This window comes from Pseudomonas germanica (assembly GCF_019614655.1).
In the GTDB taxonomy this organism is placed as follows: domain Bacteria; phylum Pseudomonadota; class Gammaproteobacteria; order Pseudomonadales; family Pseudomonadaceae; genus Aquipseudomonas; species Aquipseudomonas neuropathica.
The window spans coordinates 578,050-598,770 of sequence record NZ_CP071586.1 but is presented as its reverse complement, the minus strand read 5'-3'; the positions used below and the strand labels follow the sequence as shown (position 1 = coordinate 598,770).

19 protein-coding genes are annotated in these 20,721 nt (G+C 58.3%); 17 read left to right on the top strand and 2 right to left on the bottom strand.

Annotation, left to right across the window (positions count from 1 at the left end; translation table 11 throughout):
- Window positions 1-857 precede the first annotated feature (857 nt).
- The 8 genes from J0G10_RS02635 to J0G10_RS02605 all read left to right on the top strand — a co-directional run bounded on the left by J0G10_RS02635 (window position 858) and on the right by J0G10_RS02605 (window position 10,431).
- The gene (locus J0G10_RS02635) at window positions 858-2,135 is read left to right on the top strand and encodes an ankyrin repeat domain-containing protein (protein WP_220557347.1); all 1,278 of its coding nucleotides are present in this window, start codon (window positions 858-860) and stop codon (window positions 2,133-2,135) included.
- A 573-nt stretch (window positions 2,136-2,708) separates the two neighbouring features.
- Window positions 2,709-3,683, top strand: coding sequence for a 2,3-diaminopropionate biosynthesis protein SbnA (sbnA, locus tag J0G10_RS30180; RefSeq protein ID WP_320413760.1), 975 nt, complete (start codon window positions 2,709-2,711; stop codon window positions 3,681-3,683).
- Between the two features lie 5 nt (window positions 3,684-3,688).
- The gene (sbnB, locus tag J0G10_RS30175; protein ID WP_309475308.1) at window positions 3,689-4,720 is read left to right on the top strand and encodes a 2,3-diaminopropionate biosynthesis protein SbnB; all 1,032 of its coding nucleotides are present in this window, start codon (window positions 3,689-3,691) and stop codon (window positions 4,718-4,720) included.
- The gene (locus J0G10_RS02625) at window positions 4,714-6,495 is read left to right on the top strand and encodes an FAD/NAD(P)-binding protein (protein WP_095125297.1); all 1,782 of its coding nucleotides are present in this window, start codon (window positions 4,714-4,716) and stop codon (window positions 6,493-6,495) included. The genes sbnB and J0G10_RS02625 overlap by 7 nt, the downstream gene beginning before the upstream one ends.
- Complete coding sequence (locus tag J0G10_RS02620; RefSeq protein WP_034153023.1) at window positions 6,492-7,106, top strand: glutathione S-transferase family protein; 615 nt, start codon at window positions 6,492-6,494, stop codon at window positions 7,104-7,106. The genes J0G10_RS02625 and J0G10_RS02620 overlap by 4 nt, the downstream gene beginning before the upstream one ends.
- Window positions 7,107-7,123: 17 nt before the next feature.
- Window positions 7,124-8,548 carry an L-lactate permease gene (locus J0G10_RS02615; RefSeq protein WP_095047156.1) on the top strand — a complete coding sequence of 475 codons (1,425 nt, stop codon included), beginning with the start codon at window positions 7,124-7,126 and terminating at the stop codon, window positions 8,546-8,548.
- 27 nt (window positions 8,549-8,575) lie between these two features.
- Window positions 8,576-10,054, top strand: coding sequence for an aminotransferase-like domain-containing protein (locus J0G10_RS02610; RefSeq protein ID WP_095125295.1), 1,479 nt, complete (start codon window positions 8,576-8,578; stop codon window positions 10,052-10,054).
- 29 nt (window positions 10,055-10,083) lie between these two features.
- Window positions 10,084-10,431, top strand: coding sequence for a hypothetical protein (locus tag J0G10_RS02605; protein ID WP_095047154.1), 348 nt, complete (start codon window positions 10,084-10,086; stop codon window positions 10,429-10,431).
- A gap of 14 nt (window positions 10,432-10,445) precedes the next feature.
- Here the strand turns inward: J0G10_RS02605 and J0G10_RS02600 are convergent, their stop codons facing one another.
- Entirely contained in the window at window positions 10,446-10,736 is a 291-nt protein-coding gene (locus J0G10_RS02600; protein ID WP_176471275.1) for a YceK/YidQ family lipoprotein, read from the bottom strand.
- A gap of 255 nt (window positions 10,737-10,991) precedes the next feature.
- Between J0G10_RS02600 and J0G10_RS02595 the strand changes: the two genes are divergently transcribed.
- From J0G10_RS02595 to J0G10_RS02580, 4 genes are all read left to right on the top strand, one after another.
- The gene (locus J0G10_RS02595) at window positions 10,992-12,050 is read left to right on the top strand and encodes a PDDEXK nuclease domain-containing protein (RefSeq protein WP_220557345.1); all 1,059 of its coding nucleotides are present in this window, start codon (window positions 10,992-10,994) and stop codon (window positions 12,048-12,050) included.
- Between the two features lie 67 nt (window positions 12,051-12,117).
- Complete coding sequence (locus tag J0G10_RS02590; protein ID WP_220557343.1) at window positions 12,118-13,092, top strand: alpha/beta hydrolase family protein; 975 nt, start codon at window positions 12,118-12,120, stop codon at window positions 13,090-13,092.
- Between the two features lie 29 nt (window positions 13,093-13,121).
- Window positions 13,122-13,535 carry a hypothetical protein gene (locus J0G10_RS02585; RefSeq protein ID WP_008080543.1) on the top strand — a complete coding sequence of 138 codons (414 nt, stop codon included), beginning with the start codon at window positions 13,122-13,124 and terminating at the stop codon, window positions 13,533-13,535.
- A 6-nt stretch (window positions 13,536-13,541) separates the two neighbouring features.
- Window positions 13,542-13,994 (top strand): hypothetical protein, encoded by a 453-nt coding sequence (locus J0G10_RS02580; protein WP_095047151.1) that lies wholly within the window; start codon window positions 13,542-13,544, stop codon window positions 13,992-13,994.
- Window positions 13,995-14,306: 312 nt separating this feature from the next.
- On the opposite strand, the gene gabP is transcribed toward J0G10_RS02580, so the two are convergent.
- Entirely contained in the window at window positions 14,307-15,698 is a 1,392-nt protein-coding gene (gene gabP / locus J0G10_RS02575) for a GABA permease (RefSeq protein WP_007909168.1), read from the bottom strand.
- 554 nt (window positions 15,699-16,252) lie between these two features.
- Between gabP and J0G10_RS02570 the strand changes: the two genes are divergently transcribed.
- The 5 genes from J0G10_RS02570 (at window position 16,253) to J0G10_RS02550 (ending at window position 20,468) form a co-directional block, all read left to right on the top strand.
- Window positions 16,253-17,026, top strand: coding sequence for an ABC transporter ATP-binding protein (locus J0G10_RS02570; RefSeq protein WP_093430016.1), 774 nt, complete (start codon window positions 16,253-16,255; stop codon window positions 17,024-17,026).
- Window positions 17,027-17,039: 13 nt separating this feature from the next.
- The gene (locus J0G10_RS02565; RefSeq protein WP_220557342.1) at window positions 17,040-17,792 is read left to right on the top strand and encodes an ABC transporter substrate-binding protein; all 753 of its coding nucleotides are present in this window, start codon (window positions 17,040-17,042) and stop codon (window positions 17,790-17,792) included.
- Between the two features lie 78 nt (window positions 17,793-17,870).
- Window positions 17,871-18,563, top strand: a complete 693-nt coding sequence (locus J0G10_RS02560; protein WP_095047149.1) for an ABC transporter permease — start codon at window positions 17,871-17,873, stop codon at window positions 18,561-18,563.
- A complete protein-coding gene (locus J0G10_RS02555) occupies window positions 18,563-19,252 on the top strand; it encodes an ABC transporter permease (protein WP_095047148.1) in 690 nt (229 codons plus the stop codon). Before J0G10_RS02560 ends, J0G10_RS02555 begins: the two co-directional genes overlap by 1 nt.
- Window positions 19,233-20,468: a methyltransferase gene (locus J0G10_RS02550; RefSeq protein ID WP_220557340.1), complete on the top strand. Its 1,236-nt coding sequence runs from the start codon at window positions 19,233-19,235 to the stop codon at window positions 20,466-20,468. Before J0G10_RS02555 ends, J0G10_RS02550 begins: the two co-directional genes overlap by 20 nt.
- Window positions 20,469-20,721 lie beyond the last annotated feature (253 nt).

Genomic DNA, 20,721 nt, shown 5'->3' with positions numbered 1-20,721 from the left:
GCGAAGAGGGTGTCATCCAAAGTCACCTTACTCCGCCGCGCACCTATTTTAATTGCTCTCTGCACTGTTGCGGTACTGACTCCTCTCGCCCGCGCTGCTTCTCTTATACCCATACCCTTGCCCAGACATTCCAGAATGCGCTGGTGCCTGTCCTGATCGACCCCACGCCCCTTGTAGGCGCCTTGCTCCTTCGCCTTCTTAAATCCCATACATTTGGCGACGGCGACGATCCTCGTAGTCCTTCCGGGCGACCGCTGCGAGCATGTCCAAGAGCATGTCGTTGATGGCCCCCAAGCATCCGTGATGTAAACCAGCTCTGCCGACACATCAAGATCTCTCAGTCGCTTCCAGTCACCCCAACCTGCTGATATCATTTAGCCATTCAAGGGAGCATTTTGCGCGGGCTGTATGCGTGCGTGGGGGGATTTTGCTTTTATCCACCCTGGTCTCTGGATGTAGTAGCTACTCGCCCAACCTTCAGGTGGGCAATGATTAGTTATATGGCAGCCCCAGGGATCAGAGAGAGACAGTACGGACGGTCAGTGTTTATGAGGCACTCCCAGAAGCTGCCGAAGTGACTCAATCGGTCTCTGCGGCCCGATGCCATCGAAGCTTCGTTGAGGAGGCTCCTACCGAAGCTGCTGTCATAACGGATCTCAAGATCGCGGCGTATGCCAAAGGCGTAGATGGCGTAACGGGGATTTGATGTCTAAAGACTCTGGGCTCGCAAGGAATTGCTGGTACATCCTTGGAGGCATCGAGACTGCTTTTTAAAAAAAGTAGCAACTCCCTCAGACTTTCGAGTCAGGCTTGCGCTCTAAAAGCCGTATATATCAAAAAAATGGACGCCCACAGAAATGACCGACTCAACACCGCCACCACAGCTAACAGATAACTATTCTAAATGCCGAACTGTTACTGTAACTGCAGCCGCCTTTATTCTACTTGGACTATACTCCCCCATCACTTTGCCAGAGACCATTCCAGTCATAGGAATATCGATAAAAGACAAAAATCTCGCTCTTTTAGCGCTTGAGTTGATAGGAGCTTATAATTTACTTAGGATGGTAATTGAATGGTGCAATTCTTCACCAGCCAGAAGAAAAACTACCGCATCCAGGTTGGACTTCGGGCTGGCAGCGCTTATCTCAGTTGCAGCACTGACATCTTGGGGCTTCCATTATTTTAAATTAGCTATCCCAGATGATTTTTCGTACGCAATTGCTTTAGGAATTTTGATATATAGCGCCGCAATGGGAAGCTGCATAAGCACTATGATGTTCTCCCTGAATTTTATCAGATCGAAAAAAGAAGCCTTACGCTCCGGTCTCCCAAGGATTCCAAATGGAACCAGGGGCACCTTTCTGCTTGCTGCTCTATCAATAATACCGTTGCCTATAATCAAGCTGATTTCTCAGTTCTTTAGTTCAACCATGCAGTCAAGCTGGATATTTTTTGCACTTATCCCTGTTACGCTGATGGTATTTTCAGAAGCAGTAGCGTTTCTTTCAAATCGGGTTAAGTTGAGCGACGGAAGCTACAGGGATCGCACGGAACACCTGCAGCGCTTACAAAAAATCTTTGACACGCATGATGCCCAATACCAAGTAGGCGGCTGGGACAAAAAAGCAGAGGCAAAGCCTTCAGCGCTCTACTCCGCAAGCGAATCCGGAGATGTAGAGCTTATTAAAAAACTACTTTCACAGGGGGCATCTCCTGACGAAATGGGACAGCTCGGTTGGACGCCCGTTATGATCGCGGTAGCGCAGGGGCACGAAACCGCCGCACATGTGCTTTTAGAAGCAGGAGCAAACCCGAATGTATATAACAGTCATGGGCGCACTCCGTTAATGTTTGCAAGTAGGTATGGAAACATGAGCTTGGTCAATACCCTTTTGGCGGCAGGAGCAGACCCTAACTTAAAAGGACATCCAGAATCAGGCGGTCCAATCATGGCAGCTGCAGCGTTCGGTCATAGCCATGTAGCAGCGAGGCTTGTAGACGTGGGCGCCGACACAGCCGTTTGTAATCGGAATGGCCACAGTATCGTCGAGGTAGCCGAACAAGCTGGTCATGGTGAAACAGCGACTCTGCTCCGCAAGCGAATTCGCGATAAAAGCAGGGAAAGTTCCTAACAGCATAGCCCGCAGCAGAATCCGGCGGGCATGTAAACCTCGACCAATTGGCACGGGTACACTTGAGCTCTCGCAGCCCCCACAAAGGCCTGGGTTTACTGGGTTTACGGCACTGATTGCCCGTGTCGGCGGTTCGATTCCGTCTCTGGGCACCAAATACCGAAAACCCTGAATCGCAAGATTCAGGGTTTTTTTATGCCTGCGATTTGATCACGCCTATCTGTCCGCCCCGCAACGCCCTCCTCTCGATACACCTCAAACCCGCCTGTACTGAAAAATACCCAAAATCTGTATCTCTCCCCATGTAGGAAAATTCGCCAGTATTCCTCCAAGCCTTGGCGAGCCAACGACTGGCTCTACTTTGCGCCCCGCAACACTCTGGGCCCCTGAAGCCCTCAGAGCGCAAAACCTGATTTTTTGAATAGATCGGCGTCCACCGCAAGGTCACTTCCTGTCCAGCTAAAAAATCTAAAAACAAACCCAACAGGCGAACTGCATTTACTGCTTTTCAAACATTCCAGGATGAATGCTGGCGCCCCTGTGCGCCCGGCAAAAGAGCGAAACGGACGACGTATGATCAAGCAACTTATCAATGAAGACAGTTATGTGCAGATTGGCGATCTGTGCAGCGCAACGATTCAGCTGAAAATCGAAGGACTGAATCCTGCCGGATCGATCAAGCTCAAAACCGCACATGCCCTGATCACGGATCTGGAAAACCAGGGCCGGATTCACCATAAGACCCGCCTGGTCGAGTCTTCCTCGGGGAATCTGGGGGTCGCGCTGGCCATGGTCTGCGCCGCCAAGGGTTACAAGTTTGTCTGTGTGATCGACCCGAACATTTCTGCGCCGAACAGAAAACTCATGCAGGCACTGGGTGCCGAAATGATCATGGTCGATCAGCGTGACGAAAACGGCGGCTACCTGAATTCGCGTATCCGTTTGATCGAGCAACTGGTCGCAGAGAACGCCGACTACATCTGGCTCAATCAGTACAAAAACCCGACTAACCCCCTCGCTCACTATCAAGCTACCGCGAAGTCCATCGCCCATAAATTTCCACACGTGGACTACTTGTTCGTCGGCGCCGGTACCACCGGTACTTTGATGGGCTGCAAGAACTACTTCGCCGAACACCATCCGCACACCAAAGTGATTGCCGTCGATACGGTCGGCTCGGTGACCTTCGGTCTGCCGGGCGGTACGCGGCATATCCCAGGGCTGGGTACCAGCCGTCTGCCAGAGATCTTCGAGCCGTCGGGGATTCACGACTTCGTATCGATCGCCGAGGAACAGACGATCAAGGTCTGCCGCTGGCTGGCGCAACGCTACGGCCTGCTTTTTGGTGGCTCCACCGGCACTGTCCTGGCGGGCATCCAGCAATGGGCGCCGCACATCCGTCCTGACGATGTCGTCGTGGCGATCTCCCCCGACATGGGTGAGCGCTACCTCGAAACCATCTACTCCGATGACTGGGTCACCCAGCGGATCGGCGCAAGCGCTTTGCAATCACTCTTCCCAGAAATCGCTCTGGCACTCTCGGCGTAATCCCCATGACCACACAGAACCCGATTCAACCGTTCCATGTCATCCCAGGCGCCGTCGTCAAGGACATCCTCAACGGGCTGCGTCACGCAACCATCGACATGGTCGCCCAGACCTACCTGACCCACGAGCGCGGCGAAACCGTTAACCCGGATAGCTACTTCCTGCGTTTTCCGGCGCAACCGGCGAACCGGATCATTGCCTTGCCGGCGGCGATCGTCGACAGCGAGGGCGATCAGTCCGTCTCCGGGATCAAGTGGATTGCCAGCTATCCCGACAACATCAAGTCGGGCATCCCGCGTGCTTCGGCGGTGCTGATCCTCAACGATCCTGACACCGGCTATCCCTATGCGCTGCTTGAAGGCGCGCTGATCAGTGCCGTGCGCACCGCAGCGTCGGCGGTGCTCGGTGCCTGGTGGCTGAATGGCCAGAGCAAGAGCGCACAGAAACTCTCGATCATTGGCGGCGGGGTGATTTCGCGGAACATCCTTGAGACGTTCATCGCCGATGACTGGTCGTTCGACAGCGTGGGCATTCACGACCTCAACGCAGAGTCAGCGCAAGCGCTGTCGTCCTTCGGCAAACAGCTCGGGGTGCCGGATGTACAGCTGTTGTCGCTGGACGAGGCACTGAGCGCCGACATCGTGGTGTTCGCCACCAGTGCCGGCGAACCCTACGTCAACGGCAGCGGCACTTTCCGCCCGGGGCAGATCGTGCTGAACATCTCGCTACGGGATATCGGCGCAGAGATCATCGAAGAAAGTTACAACTACTTCGACGACGTGACCCATTGCTTGAAAGCCAATACCTCACCTCATCTGGCCGAGCAAAAGTACGGTCATCGTGATTTCGTTACCGGCACCGTCGGGCAATTGATTCGCGGTGACCTGCAGGTTGCCACGGACAAGCCGCTGATTTATTCGCCGTTCGGCATGGGCATCCTCGATCTGGCAATTGGCCGGATGATCCACGACATCGCGGTCAAGGACGGTTCGGCGGTCGCCATCCCCTCCTTCTTCGGGGAGGAGCGCAGATGGTGAAGGCGCCTCTGCACATCGGCCTGGTGGGCTGCGGCTCACGCGGGCTGTCGATTTTCGAACGCCTGCTGAGCCTTGCTGAAACGCGCCCGGAGCAGCCAGTCGTCATCGATATTTTCGATCCGAATGTGCTCGGAAGCGGCGCGCATTGGCCGGATCAACCGGACTATCTGCTGCTCAACACCGTTGCCGGTCAACTCGGGGTTTTCCCCGACGCAGCAGCCTTCGGAAACCTGGCGGATGCGCGGGAGCGGCCGGGCGCGGATTTCCTGACGTGGTGCCACGAGCAGCGCATCAAGGTCGACGCGGACAGCGGACTGCTCGCCGCCGACGGCCGTGACGTCGAGCCGCAGGACTTTCTGCCGCGCCATTTGCTCGGCGCCTATCTGGCGGACGCCTTCGCGCAAATCCTCGCGACGGCACCGCACTGGGTGAGCGTGAACCTGCATCAGCAGGCCGTCACCGCGGTCGAGCGCAACGCGGGTCAGCAATACCTGCTGCAGACCGCTTCGGGGGCTGCGGTCACCGTGGATCGGCTGATTCTGACGGTCGGCCATACCGGTCGCCTGCGCTCGGCGGATCGCAACCGCGTTGATGATGTCTATCCGCTGCCCGGCAGCCTCGCCACCATCGAGCCCGGCGAAACCGTGCTGGTCGAAGGGCTTGGGCTAGGTGCGATGGACACCCTGGCGGCGCTGACCTCCGGCAGGGGCGGTCGCTACAAGCGCATGGCCGACGGCAGTCACGCCTATCAGCCTTCGGGCCAGGAACCGGTGATCTTTATCCAGTCGCGGGACGGGTTGCCGTTTCGCACCCGACCTAACGGCCTGATTGAATGCCCGCGCCATCGCGCCGTACTGCTGACGAGTGCGCGCATCGAATCCCTGCGGGCAAGCAGCAATAACCGACAGTTGGACTTCGAACAGGACATCCTGCCGCTGATGCTGCTGGAGATGCGTGCGGCGGCCGTCGCCGTCGTGCACAGCCCATCAGCGCCAGAGCAGGTGCTGGAGCGACTCAGGGCCGTTAGCGTTGCTGGCGAACCCGGTGTTGTCGCCTGTGAAGCGTTACTACGCGATTACGAGGCGACTGGTGGTGCGATCGATCCGCAGGCGCTGATCTGGCATGCACTGCCCGACGACGTGCAGCCCTACAACTATCACGCCTGGATCTACGACACCCTCGAAGCCGATTTGCACGAGTCGCGCCTGGGGCGCGGAGGATCGGCGATCAAAGCCGCCATCGAAGTCTGGCGCGATCTGCGTGACCGCCTGCGTGAGGCCGTCGATTTCGACGGGCTGACCGACGCGTCGCATCGGCAGTTCTATGGCCGTTGGCACAAGGCGATCAACCGCCTCGTTGCGGGCCCGCAAAAAGAGCGCCACGCCGACCTGCTCGCCCTGTGTGACGCCGGCCTGCTGACATTCCTCAAGCCCGGCTCACGTCCTGCGATCAACGACTTCAAACGCGTCGCCGGTTATGTCCAGAGTAGCGGCGTGAGCAACAGCGACTGCGCGCCGGTGCGTGATCTGGCGCGACTGGGCCTGATCCGCCCGAGAACCGACGAACCGGGCATCGACGGCATCGATGTCGACGCCGCGTGCCACCCGAAATCGAGCGCTGGCGAACCGGTGCGCAACATTTGGGTACTCGGCCCGCTCGCCGAAGGTTCTTGCTACTACAACCACTACGTCACCTCGGCGGGCGCGCCTTCGCGTCTGTTCATGGACGCCCATCGAGCAGCCACAGCCATCCTTGAGACAGGGACTTCAGCATGAAGCTTTTCTACCAGACGCATTCACCCTACGCCCGCAAGGTGCTGGTGCTGGCTCACGAACTCGGCATCGCGTCGAGCCTGGAAGTGATCCACCACGAGACCAGCCCGACGTCGCCAAACGAGACCATCTACAAGGCCAATCCGTTGGGCAAAGTGCCGGTGCTGATCCTGCCTGACGACACGGCGCTGTTCGATTCCATCGTGATCTGTGAATACCTCGACGACCTGAGTGACGGGCCAAAACTCATCCCGGCAAACGGCCCTGAGCGCTACAAGGCGCTGCGCCTGCAAGCATTGGCGCAGGGCATGTGCGATGTCGGCATCAAGCTGCGCTGGGAAGTCGAGCGCCGCCCCGAAGCCTTGCGCTATCCGGCCTACGCCGACGGCCAGGCGTTCAAACTCAAGGAGGCTTACCGCTTCATCGAGGAACACGTCGACCTCAATGGCCCGATCACCCTCGGCCACATTGCCTTGGCGACCGCGCTCGACTGGATCGCCTTTCGCCAACTCTCGGACTTTTCCGCTCAAGCACGCCTGACCGAGTGGTATCAGACTTTTTGTGAGCGGGCGTCCATGCGGGCGACCGAGTACAGCGGGCAGACTCACGATTAAGTTAAGGAAAACCGGGTATGAGTTCTCTCTTGTTGCAAATGTCACCGATCGCGCTGGTGATCGCGTTGATCCTTATCGTCCGCCGACCGCCAGTGCAAGCGGCACTGGCCGGCGTAGTGCTGGTGCTCGTGCTGTGGGCCTTGGGCGCAGCCGGGCCTGTGTCGGCGGCAATCAGCACGGCCATCTTTCAGGACACCACCATCCTGTTTCTCAGCACGGCGTGCGTGATCATCCCGGGGCTGGCCTTCGTCATCCTGGTCGAGCGCGGTGGTGCGCCGCAGGCCATCGGCGCCTGGGTCAAGGAACTCGGCTGGACGCCGCCGGCGCAAGTCATCTTCATCGTGCTGGGCCTCGCACCGCTGCTTGAAGCGATGACCGGTTTCGGCGTTTCGCTGATCGCAACCGTGCCATTGCTGATGGGGCTATTCGCCCGCCAGTCGGGGATGAAAATCGCCCTCGCCGGGATGGTCATCATGCCGTGGGGCACACTGGGTCTGGCCACCGTGATCGGCGCGCTATTGGCGCACTTGCCGGCGCAAACCCTTGGTAGTCATTCGGCGCTGATCAGTGCGCCAGTGTTCCTCTGCCTGGCGGCGATTGCTCTGTGGCAGGGTGGCATCCGTAAGGTTTCGCCGTGGCTTGGACTGATCGTGGTGACGGCGCTGTTCGTCGCGGTGCTGTTTTCCATCAACCTGTGGATCGGCCCGGAAGTCTCCGGTGTGCTGGCCGGTCTGGCAGTGGCTTGCGTCGGCCTGGGGATCTCTTATGCACAACGGAAGAAACTGGTGCGCTGGCCGAACGCAGCCTGGCCCTATCTGGCCTTGCTGGGGGTAATCGTTGCGTCGCGCGGGTTGTTCGTCCTGTCGGGCTGGGATGCGCTGTGGATCATTAAAGGCGAGCATGTTTCGTGGAAGCCATTGGCCTCCCCGGGGCTGGCGTTGCTGATCGTCACGCTGTTGATGGCAATCAAGCAAAGCGCCGCCGCAGGCTTCCCGTGGCGAGCGCTGTTCAACCGGGCGAAGTTTCCGGTCACGACAATTTTCCTGTTCCTGCTGCTTTCGCAGGTGATGGTCAACGCCGGTTTCCTGGTCGAAGCACAGCGCACACTGCAATCGTTGTCGGGGATTTCCCTGGCGCCAACCATCGCAGTGCTGGCGGGGCTTGCCGGTTACGTCACCGGTTCCAACGTCGGCGGCAACACCCTCGTCATGCCGTCCATCGCCGCGCTGAGCAGCGAACACGGTGCATGGCTGGCCGCGATGGTCAACAGTGCCGCCGGGCATGGCGCACTGGGGTCGCTGTCGATCCTGTCGCTGATCACCGGGCTGGCGGGCGCCAATCGGCATGAAGAAAACAACCTGATCCGATTCGCCTTCGGCCTGGTTGCGCTCAACATCGTCATAGTTGCTGCAACGGGAGTCGTTTTGCTCTACTTTCTCTGAATTGTTTCGAGACATCACAGAGAACTTATGGACAGGTTTGATCTACCGGACAAGCGCTGGCGGATAGTCAAGGACTGGATTATTCGTCAGATCGACAGCGGTGAGTGGGCAGCCGAAGCGAAACTGCCCTCGATCCGTACGCTGGCGCGAATGTTTGAAACCAGCATCACCACCGTTCAACGCGCGTTGGCGGATCTGGAAGCCGATGCTTACGTTTCGACCAAACCGCGCATCGGCTACTTCGTCTCAGCCTCCGGACAAGCAAAACCCGCCAGGGGTTTTGACTTCTCCAGTGTCACCGTCAACGTCAATCATGCGGTGGTCGCGATGCTCTCCCAAGCGGCCTCGCGCACCACCGCGTCGTTGAATTCAGCGGTGTTGCACAGCGACCTCACACCCAACGTGCTGCTCAACAAGTGCCTGTCGGTATTGGCTGGCAAAGCTGACAACTCGCTCACCGGACTGGTCGCACCGCCCGGTCTGCCGGCACTGCGACGACGCATCGCCGGGCTGATGCTGACCCGTGGCGTGGTCTGCGGGCCGGACGATATTCTGGTGACGTCGGGCGACACCATTGCCTTGGAACTGGCCCTCGAAGCCGTCGCCTCGAAAGGCGCTACGGTCGCTATCGAAACGCCGACTTATTACGGCATCCTGCAGACCATCGAACGCTTGGGCATGCGTGCCTTGCCCATCCGCACGCACGGTAAACTCGGTCTCGATGTCGATCACCTCGAAGAAGCGTTGAAGCTGAAAAAGGTCGCGGTGATCTTTCTCAACCCAACCCTGCAGAACCCGCGAGGTTTCATCATGCCCGACGAGACTCGCGCACGGCTGTCACAGATCGCACGCGAAGCGGACGTGCCGATTATCGAGGACGACATCTTCTTCGACCTGGTGCCGGAAGGCGATCGCCCCCGCGCCATCAAGAGCTACGACACCAGCGGGCAGACGATTTACTGCTCGTCGTTCTCCAAGACCATCGCGCCGGGTTATCGCGTCGGCTGGTGTCTGGCTGGCAAGTACCGCAATGCCATTCTGGCGCAGATGTTTTCGCGCAATCTGGCGGTTTCCAGCCTTGCGCAAAATGTCCTCAACGAATTTATCGGGCGCGGCTACATGGAAGAGCACTGCGCCAGACTCCGCTCGCAACTGTCGTCGCTGGCCAGTTTTGTCGAAGCGCTGGTGCGCACGGATTTCCCTGCGGGCACCGTGTACGTGCCGCCACGTGGAGGGTTCATCCATTGGATTGAACTGCCGCTACACACCGACATGTCGGCATTGCAGGATTTAGCCAGCGAACGCGGCTGCCACGTGGCCGGCAACGGCATCTTCTTCGCCGACGGGCATGCAACCACGGGTGTGCGCATTTGCCTTGGCACTGCGCTGACTCCGGGAGTGATCGAGATCCTCAAGGTGATTGCCGAAAGCGCACACCTCGCCGGGCGACCCTCTGACGGACGGAAAAACCTGACTGAGCAACATCAAGAACCAGCCGTTTCCTGAGCGCAAAAGGACGTTTGCAGTAACACTTCATGAATCAGAAAAGAACCCGCATTCCCCTGCCCCATCCGCCGCCGTATCGCCAGAGCCGGACAACCTTCTGGCTGACCGTGCTCGTCGGCGTACTGATTGCCTTCGCCCTGTGTGCATCGATCTACATACTGATCGACAGCTGGATCAGCGGCGCCATCACCACCACCAACCGTGGCCCCAAGCACACCTATTACCTAGCTGTGCAACCACGACGGTTCTGGATCGAGTTTGTCTCGCAAAGCCTAGGAACCGTGTTTCTGCTGGCTGCCGGGGTGTTCGGCCTATGGATTTATCGCAAAGTGCAGGAGCCGGCGGAGAAGCCCAAAGGCAAGCGCATACGACGATAATCAGGTCAGCGGTTTCAGAGCGTATTGACGTAGTCGATGGGCAACAGAACGGTATCCACGGCGGCATCTACCGGTAGCGATACGACAGTTATCAAAGGGCAAACGATCGTGACATAACAGATCACCGCTGTTGGCTTGCCGTCGTCATCCCTCACGCCGAGCAGGCGTAAATTGCCGTCGACACCCTTGTAGTAAGGCTCTGGCGAGGCGCCACTCAAGCGCCCCGTCATCGTTCCACAACCGGCCAACAGCGCAACAAGGCTCGCCACGGAGCCAAAACGCAAAATCCCTTTCAATTCCAACATCCTTCTGACCATAAAGCGTGAGGGCCGCGATTGTACGCACAATCAACCGCGACCTCCGCGCCTGGCACCCGTGATTAATCGCTCGGGGCCTGTGCGAAATGGACTACAGACCGAAACCACCAAAAGCGCTCTTCGCCAGCAACTTCCTGCAACACCCATCCCGTCTTCCTGCTGGCTTCGCAGGCTCGGCCGACATCCTTCGCAAGCGGTTCTCGGCATGCTGACGCTTCTGTTTTCAATGATGCGGAAAATTCGATGAGCCCGCTGAAACCTGCTGACCTGCAAGACCCGAAAATCGATTCATTGCTGGGCGATCTTGGCGAACTGATCCGTCAGGCACGGCAAAAAGTGCTGCGTGTGGTCGATACGATTCAGGTTCAGACCTGTTGGCAGATTGGCCGGCATATTGTTGAGCTTGAACAGGACGGCGCCCGGCGAGCGGGGTATGGCAAGCAGTTGCTGGCCATACTGGCGAAGGATCTGACGGTTCAATTCGGGAAGGGATTTGATGAGACCAACCTGCGCAAGATGCGCCTTTTCTATCAGACCTTCCCAATTCGAGACGCACTGCGTCCCGAATTGAGCTGGACGCACTATCGCAGGCTCCTGCGGGTTGAAAGTGACAAGGCTCGCCAGTGGTACATGGATGAGTGCGCCACCCTCAACTGGTCCAGCCACGCTCTGGATCGCCAGATCAATACCCTCTACTACGAACGCCTGCTGATGAGCCGGGACAAGGCCGGTGTGATCGACGAAGCCACAACCAACATTGCCGCCCTGAACTGCCATCCACGCGAGTTCATTCGCGACCCCGTCATTCTCGAGTTTCTCGGCCTGCCATCGCCGGGCAAGGTCAACGAAACCGGACTTGAGCAAGCGCTCATCGATCACCTGCAGAGCTTCCTGCTTGAACTGGGCAAAGGGTTTTCCTTTGTCGCTCGACAACAACGCATCAGCGCCGATGGCTCGGATCTGTACATCGATCTTGTGTTTTACAACTACTTGCTCAAATGCTTCGTGATCATTGATCTCAAACGCGGCCAGCTCAGTGCGCGTGATGTCGGACAGATGGACATGTACGTGCGCATGTACGACGAACTCAAGCGCAGTGAAGGCGACAAACCCACTGTCGGGATCATTCTGTGTTCACAGGACAACGAGGCCGTCGCGCGCTACTCAATACTCAAAGGCAGTGAGCAACTGTTTGCCAGCAGCTATAAAACGGTGCTGCCAAGTGTGGAAGAACTGCGAGCGGAGCTGCAAAAAGAGCAAGCATTGATCGAGGAACGCTTACTCACCGAGTCCACTGAATAAGCGCTGCGGATTGTCCGCTGGATGCACTGAGACTATTGTTGCCAGCTACCCGCGAAGGTCGAGCGCCATGAGTTTTCAGGACACGCCTCCATTGCCAGCTCTGCAGCGCAAGCCGCTATTGGCTGCCGAGCTGCAAAATGAAGCCTTCAAGGAAACAGCCGCCGACGGTTTTGTCCTTGGCGGTTTCACCTGGCGTCATGCCCTGCCCGACCTTCAGCGCCCGGTGGTGATCATCAACGCCGCCACGTCCGTGCGCTGTCGCCATTACTCGCGTTTCGCGGCCTATCTGTTCGCCAATGGTTTCGATGTGATCATCTTCGACTACCGTGGCATCGGCGAATCTCGACCCGACTCAATGAAAGGCCTTGAGGCCTCGTGGACAGACTGGGGCGCGCTGGATTTCGAGGCGATGCTCAAACGCGCACAACGGCAATTTCCCGGTCAGCCGATCGATGTGGTCGGCCACAGTTTTGGTGGCTGCGCCGCTGGCCTCGGTGAGTCGGGAAAGTTTATCCGACGGCTGGTCACCGTCGGTGCGCAGTTCGCCTACTGGCGCGATTACGCCCCCGAACAGCGCTGGCGCATGTTCGGCAAATGGCATGTGTTGATGCCACTGCTGACGCTGGTCTGCGGTTACTTCCCGGGCAAACGTCTTGGCTGGCTGGAGGATACGCCGGCCGGTGTAGTGCGCGACTGGAGCACGCCTGCAGCGCGTTACGAACAGCGCCCCAGTGGTCGCGCGTTGATGAAAAAGAGCGGCGCCCTGCCCTTCGCCAACGTCCGCGCACAGACACTGGCGATCAGCATCAGCGACGATCCCTACGGCACCCTTCCCGCCATCGAACGCCTGCTCGACTACTTCAGTAACGCTGCAAAAACCCACTTGCGCATCGAACCGCAGGACATCAACGAACAACAAGTCGGACATTTCGCCTTTTTTCGCAGCGCATACCAAGCCACACTATGGCCCATCGCTCTGACCTGGCTGCAAACCGGAGAACTGGCCCCCGATACTCCCGGGCGGCAAGTGCCGCGCAGCTGAGCCCCTCTCAACGCACGACGGAACACATCATGGCCTCCGCCAACAAGCAGCAAAAACGCGCCACCCGGGCCAAAGCCAAGGCCAAACAGAACCGCACCAAACGCGCCGAAGCGCCGGTCGAGCTGGACCCGAACGATGATCGCATCGACTTCGAATCGGTGGACCTGACCGAGCTGTTCAAGAAAATGATCGACGCCGAGAAGATCAGCCAGCAAGCGCTGTGCACCGCGTTCCTCGAAGACCCGCTGCTGGAACTGGTCTACGAGCAGGAAGGCGAAGAAGGCGCGATGGATTTCATCCTCGCCGCGCTGATCGAGTATCGCCAGTGGTCGCAGGAAACCGACGAGGCCGGCGCGCTGGCGTGGATCGAATCCCCGGCCTTCCAGGCCGACTATGTGGCGGCGTCCGACGCGATCGCCGCGCAAACCCAACAGAAGAACTGAGTTCCCATGGCATCCCTGAACAAGCAACAGAAACGCGCCAAACGCGCCAAGGCCAAAGCCAAACAAATCCGTATGGTCGGCCGCAAGCCGCTGGACCAGGACGAAGACCTCGACCACCTCGCCGAGCCGATCCCGGAATACACCCTGGCGATGTTCAGCAAAATGCGCGACGCCGAAGCCGTCAGCCGCAACGAAATGCTGCTGACCCTGCTGCGCGAACTGGCGTTCGTCATCGTTGATCATCCAGAACTGCTCGACATGGAAAACGCCGACAACGAAGGCATGGCCGCCACCCACCTGGCCGCCGACATGCTGATCGACTACCGCATGTGGGCTGAAGGCGTAACGATCGAAGAGGCCCAAGCCTGGCTGAGCGAACCGCAGTTCATCACCGATTTCGGGATTGCGCTGGATGCTTATGGCAAGTCGGTTGAAGACACCGAACCCAAGGCCGAGTAATTTTTTCCGCTTCACGTCCACGCACGATCAGGAAAAGGAAGTCAGATGAAGACAGCAGACTCACGCGAGGACGGGCAAATCCCGAAAGCAGAAGACTCAGCAGCGAACCTCGAGAGCGACCCTGTTAAATCTCTCAAACAACCAACTTGGGATGAATGGTTCGACGGAGAGAAATGCAGCTCAGACTTCATGCTCTCGCGAGAGCAAAGCTGATTCGGATCTGAAGCGCAGAATATTTCGAAACCGTTAGCAGAAACAAAAACGGCCGCTAGTCATCACTGACAGCGGCCGTTTTGCGTTACGCGTAACGGATCAGTTCAACACCACCGCACCACGTTTTTCCAGTTTGCGACGGCGTGCCACCAGCAAACCGGCAGCCACCACCATCAGGCTCAGCAGACCAGTCGCGAGGATCTCCACGCGGTGCGCTTCCTGGAACAACATGATGGTCAGGGCCGCGACGATGAAGATGATCACCGCGTAGGTCAGGCCCGGGAACAGCCACATGCTGAAGACGATTTTCTCGCCGCGCGCCATGCGTTGTTTACGCATACGCAGTTGCGAGAAAGCGATCACCAGGTACACCAGCAGTGCGATCGCGCCGGAGCTGGCCAGCAGGAATTCGAACACCGCCGCCGGGGCCACGTAGTTGGCGAAGGTGCACAGGAACGCAGCGCCGGTGGACAGCATGACCGCCCAGTAAGGTGTGCCGCTTTTGTTCACCCGAGTCGCCATGGCCGGTGCATCGCCACGCTTGCCGAGGGAGAAGAGCATGCGCGACGAGGTATACAGCGCCGAGTTCAGGCAGCTGGTCACCGCGACCAGCACCACGATGTCGACGATCATTTTCGCGTTCGGGATGCCCATGCGCTCAAGCACGGTCTGGTAGGAACCGAGGTTGGCCAGCGTAGGATCGTTCCATGGCACCAGAGCCACAACGATGAAGATCGACACGAGGTAGAACAGGCCGATCCGCCAGATCACCGAGTTGGTGGCCTTGGAGATTTGCTTGCCCGGGTTCTTCGATTCCGCGGCCGCGATGGTCACGATCTCGGTACCCATGAAGGAGAACATGGTGGTCAGGATCGCACCGAGTACCGCGCCCATGCCGTTGGGCAGGAAGCCGCCGCTGTCGAACAGATGCGAAACGCCGCTGACCTGGCTGTTCGGCAGAAAGCCGAAGATCGCCGCAAGGCCGAGGATGATGAAGCCGATGATTGCCAGCACTTTGATCAGTGCGAACCAGAATTCGAACTCGCCGTAATTCTTTACGCTGAACAGGTTGGTGACGGTCAACAACAAGGTGATGACCAGCGCGAACGCCCAGATGCCGACATCAGGGAACCATGCATGGAGAATGGTTGCGGCGGCGTTGGCTTCCAGTGGAATCACCAAGACCCAGAACCACCAGTACAGCCAGCCGATGGTGAACCCGGCCCAGTGCCCGATGGCACGGTCGGCGTACGTCGAGAAGGAGCCAGTGTCCGGCGAGGCAACGGCCATTTCGCCGAGCATGCGCATCACTAAAACCACCAGGGTACCGGCGGCGGCGTAGGCCAGCAGCACGGCAGGGCCGGCGGCAGCGATGGCGTGGCCGGAGCCAACGAACAGACCGGCGCCGATTACACCGGCGATCGACAACATGGTCACATGACGCGGTTTGAGCCCCTGTTCGAGGCCATTGGAGCTTGGGGTACTGCTCATCGAAACTACCTTTGCAAGGAAAGCGATTGCGTCCGGCCCGTCTGGCATTTTCTTTCTCGTAAAAAGAAACCAACGGGGCGTTCCTTATTCTGCACGCAAGTTTTGCGCCAAAATGTTTCAAACTCTTCTGTGCCGCGGCTTTGCGCGCGACCGGACAGTCATCGCAAGTCCTTGGATTTAATGGCAATCCGCCAGAGCGTTACCCTGCGACTCACTTTTCAAACGAAACAGCGCACCAGAAACACACTGAAAAAGTGTGGGATGCACAATAAAAGGGCGATTCAGGAACGTTCGGCCGGATAGCGCTTCCAACACCCCGCCAAAGCTGGCAACATCGCGCCTTTTTTTACGCGACACCCACGGGTTTGCACGATCAAACACCCGTTCGGTTGTTGATGGGGCGACAGTCTGCTGTGCCGATGCGACAACCTGCCACATGCCACCCGTTAACCGCTCGTAGCGCTGTTGGCTGCCATTGAAACGCTATGCTAGCTTGGCCGCCTCGCCAGGAAGGCCATCCAACAGCAGGAGCGCAACATATATGAGGAACGCACATGGCTGAGGCCACGCCCGCGCTTGAAATCCGCAACTTGCATAAACGCTACGGACAGCTTGAGGTGCTCAAAGGTATCTCGCTGACCGCACGCGACGGCGATGTGATCTCGATCCTCGGTTCCTCCGGTTCCGGCAAGTCCACGTTCCTGCGCTGCATCAATCTTCTTGAAAACCCGCACCAGGGCCAGATTCTGGTGGCCGGCGAAGAACTCAAGCTCAAATCCGCCAAAAATGGCGAACTGATTGCCGCCGACGGTAAACAGATCAACCGCCTGCGCTCCGAGATTGGTTTTGTGTTTCAAAACTTTAATCTGTGGCCGCACATGAGCATCCTCGACAACATCATCGAGGCACCGCGCCGCGTGCTCGGCCAGAGCAAGGCCGAAGCCATCGAAGTGGCGGAAGCGCTGCTGGCCAAGGTCGGCATCGCCGACAAGCGCCATGCCTACCCGGCGCAACTGTCCGGTGGTCAGCAACAACGCGCAGCGATTGCCCGCACCCTGGCGATGCAACCGAAGGTGATCCTGTTCGATGAACCCACCTCGGCGCTTGACCCGGAAATGGTTCAGGAAGTACTTAGTGTCATCCGCGCATTGGCCGAAGAAGGCCGCACCATGCTGCTCGTGACCCACGAAATGGGTTTCGCCCGTCAGGTCTCCAGCGAAGTGGTGTTCCTTCATCAGGGCCTTATAGAAGAGCAAGGATCGCCTCAGCAGGTGTTCGAAAACCCGCTTTCGGCGCGCTGCAAACAATTCATGTCCAGCAACCGCTAACGGAGCAACATGCATGCAGAATTTTAAAAAGGTCTTCCTGGCCGCCGCCGTCACCTTGGCGTTCAGCGCCGGTGCCATGGCCGAAACACTGAAGATGGGCATCGAAGCGGCTTACCCGCCGTTCAACAACAAAGACGCCAGCGGCAACGTGGTCGGCTTCGACAAAGACATCGGCGACGCCCTGTGCGCGAAGATGAAAGTCGAGTGCACCGTAGTCACTTCCGACTGGGACGGCATCATCCCGGCCCTGAACGCGAATAAATTCGACTTCCTGATCTCCTCGCTGTCGATCACCGACGAGCGCAAGGGCGCGGTCGACTTCACCGACCCGTACTACTCGAACAAGCTGCAGTTCATCGCACCGAAAAACGTCGACTTCAAAACCGACAAGGACTCGCTGAAGGGCAAGTCCATCGGTACCCAGCGTGCCACGCTGGCCGGCACCTGGCTGGAAGACAACTACGGCAGCGATCTCAACGTCAAACTCTATGACACCCAGGAAAACGCCTACCTCGACCTGACGTCCGGTCGTGTCGACGCGATCCTCGCCGACAAGTACGCCAACTACGACTGGCTGAAAAGCGACGCGGGCAAGAACTACGAGTTCAAGGGCGACCCGGTTGTAGAAAGCGACAAGATCGGCATCGCTGTGCGCAAGGGTGACAACAAACTGCGCAACGAGCTGAACGCTGCCCTGAAGGAAATCGTCGCCGACGGTACCTACAAGAAGATTAACGACAAGTACTTCCCGTTCAGCATCTATTGATCCTGACCTGTGGGACTGGCGCCGTGATTCGACGGCGCCGGCTCCCGACTTTGCCTGCCGCAATTTGAACAGAAACCCATGATTATCGACCTCTACGGATTCGGCCCGGCCCTCGCTGCCGGCGCGCTGATGACCGTCCAACTGGCTCTCACCGCCCTATGCCTGGGACTGGTGCTCGGCCTGCTCGGCGCCTTGGCCAAGACTTCCCCGTACAAGCCGCTGCAATGGCTTGGCGAAACCTACTCGACCATCGTACGTGGTGTGCCGGAACTGCTTTGGGTTCTGCTGATCTACCTCGGCACCGTCAAGACGATGAATGCCATTGGCGAATACTTTGGCAATCCAGACCTGGCGCTAAGCCCCTTTGTGGCGGGCGTAACCGCACTCGGACTGTGCTTCGGCGCCTATGCCACGGAGGTATTTCGTGGCGCCATCCTGGCCATTCCGAAAGGACACCGTGAGGCCGGTCAGGCCCTGGGCCTGTCGAAATGGCGGATCTTCACCCGGTTGATCATGCCGCAGATGTGGCGCATCGCCCTGCCCGGCCTGGGCAATCTGTTCATGATCCTGATGAAAGACACCGCTCTGGTGTCGGTCATCGGCCTGGAAGAAATCATGCGCAATGCGCAGAACGCCGTGACCTTCGCCAAGCATCCATTCACCTTCTATCTGGTCGCAGCCGTCATGTATCTGGGCCTGACCATATTGGCGATGGCCACCATGCACTTCATGGAAAAACGCGCCGCCCGTGGCTTCGTGAGGACGACGTAATGGAATGGGAAGTCATCTATAAGTGGCTGCCGAAGTTCTTTCAGGGCGCCGTCCTGACACTCGAACTGGTGGGCATCGCCGTTATTCTCGGGTTGTTGCTGGCGATTCCTCTGGGCATCGCGCGCTCCTCCAAGCTCTGGTTTGTTCGCGCATTTCCTTACGCTTACATCTTTTTCTTTCGTGGCACTCCGTTGCTCGTACAACTGTTTCTGGTCTACTACGGCCTGGCTCAGTTCGACGCCGTACGCGACAGTTTCATGTGGCCGTATTTGCGAGAACCCTTCTGGTGCGCTGTCGCCACGATGACCCTGCATACTGCCGCCTATATCGCCGAAATCCTGCGTGGCGCCATTCAAGCGATCCCGCCGGGCGAGATCGAAGCCGCGCGTGCACTGGGCATGTCCAAGGCCAAGGCATTGTTCTATATCGTCCTGCCGCGCGCCGCGCGCATCGGCCTGCCGGCCTACAGCAACGAAGTCATCCTGATGTTGAAGGCCAGTTCTCTGGCGAGCACGGTGACCTTGCTCGAGCTCACCGGCATTACCCGCACGATCATTGCCCGCAACTACCTCCACGTGGATATGTTCTTCACCGCAGGCGTCATTTACCTGCTGATGTCGTTTGTTCTCGTTCAGGCATTCAAACAGCTGGAGCGATGGTTGCGCGTCGATGCCTGCCAAGGGCGTTGACTCCTCCTGCGTGCTGACGGGCGAGGAGTTACTCGCCCGCTTCACTGCGCTGGATGCTTTTTTGATTGAGCATCAGGTGCTGTGGAAACCTCGTCCGTTCACTCATCTTTCGCCTGCCTGGGAAGCGTCCTACCCGGAGCTGGCCTTGTGGCTACGCGGGCGCTCACTGGAAGACGCGGAAAGTGCTCACAACCAACCCGCTGATCTGGCCGATGCGCCGCAGCCGTTTGCTTCATTGGCGACGCTGTCGGCTGAGCTGAGCGCGGTCGGTGAGTTGCCGGGGCATGCGCTGGAAGCTGCGGGGCATCGGCTGAATGTCGATGTACCGGGACGCAAGTGGCAGCAGATCGAGGCGTTTGCCAGCCGTTTGTCCTTTGCTTCGCAGCCGACGCATTGGCTGGACTGGTGCTCGGGCAAGGGGCATTTAGGGCGGCGCTTGCTGGGGGCGGGGCAGCAACTGACTTGTGTTGAATATGACCCTCTATTGGTCGCCAGCGGTCAGGCACTAAGTCAGCGTCATCACTTGCACGCTTTGCATGTGGAACAGGATGTACTGGCGGCGAATGCCTCTACCGTGTTGAGCGCGACTCACACACCCGCGGCCCTCCACGCCTGCGGCGATCTGCATGTGCGCTTGATGCAACTGGCCAGTGCTGCCGGCTGCCAGCAAATGGCGATCGCGCCCTGCTGTTACAACCGCATCAGTCGCAGCGAGTATCAGGCATTGTCCTCCGTCGGTTTGCGATCCGTCCTACAGCTCTCGCTCGAAGATCTGGCTCTACCCATGAGCGAAACTGTCACCGCCGGTGCACGGGTCCGACGTCAGCGTGACACCTCCATGGCCCGGCGCTTGGCTTTCGATTTGCTGCAACGGCAAGTACGTGGAATTGACGAATACCTGCCCACCCCGTCCCTGCCCAGCGCCTGGTTGGACAAAACCTTCGCCGATTACTGCGGTGATCTGGCAGCGCTGAAAGAGTTATCCACAATCGGTTCGCCAGATTGGCCCGCACTCGAAGCAGCTGGTTGGCAGCGGTTGGCCGAAGTTCGCAACCTAGAATTGCTTCGCGGATTGTTCCGACGACCGCTGGAGCTTTGGCTGAATCTGGATCGGGCGCTTTTCCTCGAAGAACAGGGATACGTCGTACGCCTCGGCACTTTTTGCGACACCGCGCTCACACCGCGTAATTTACTGCTGCTCGCCGAACGCGCTTAAAACCTTACAGCCTGTGGATAACTCTGTTGATGGATTTGCCGTGGATCCAATATCTGCGCCCGTTTCGTCGCCTTAACAACACTGGTTATTTTTTGTTCACATAAATAAAAAACCTGTAAAACAGGGATTTGCGAACAAAATGAGAATGGGTTCACAAAACCTCGCCTGAGTACGACTTCGTGCCTCTCAGTTGTGCATAAGCGGCCAATCAAAACGACATAACCGCCGAATAATGGCGCTCGCCGAGCGAATA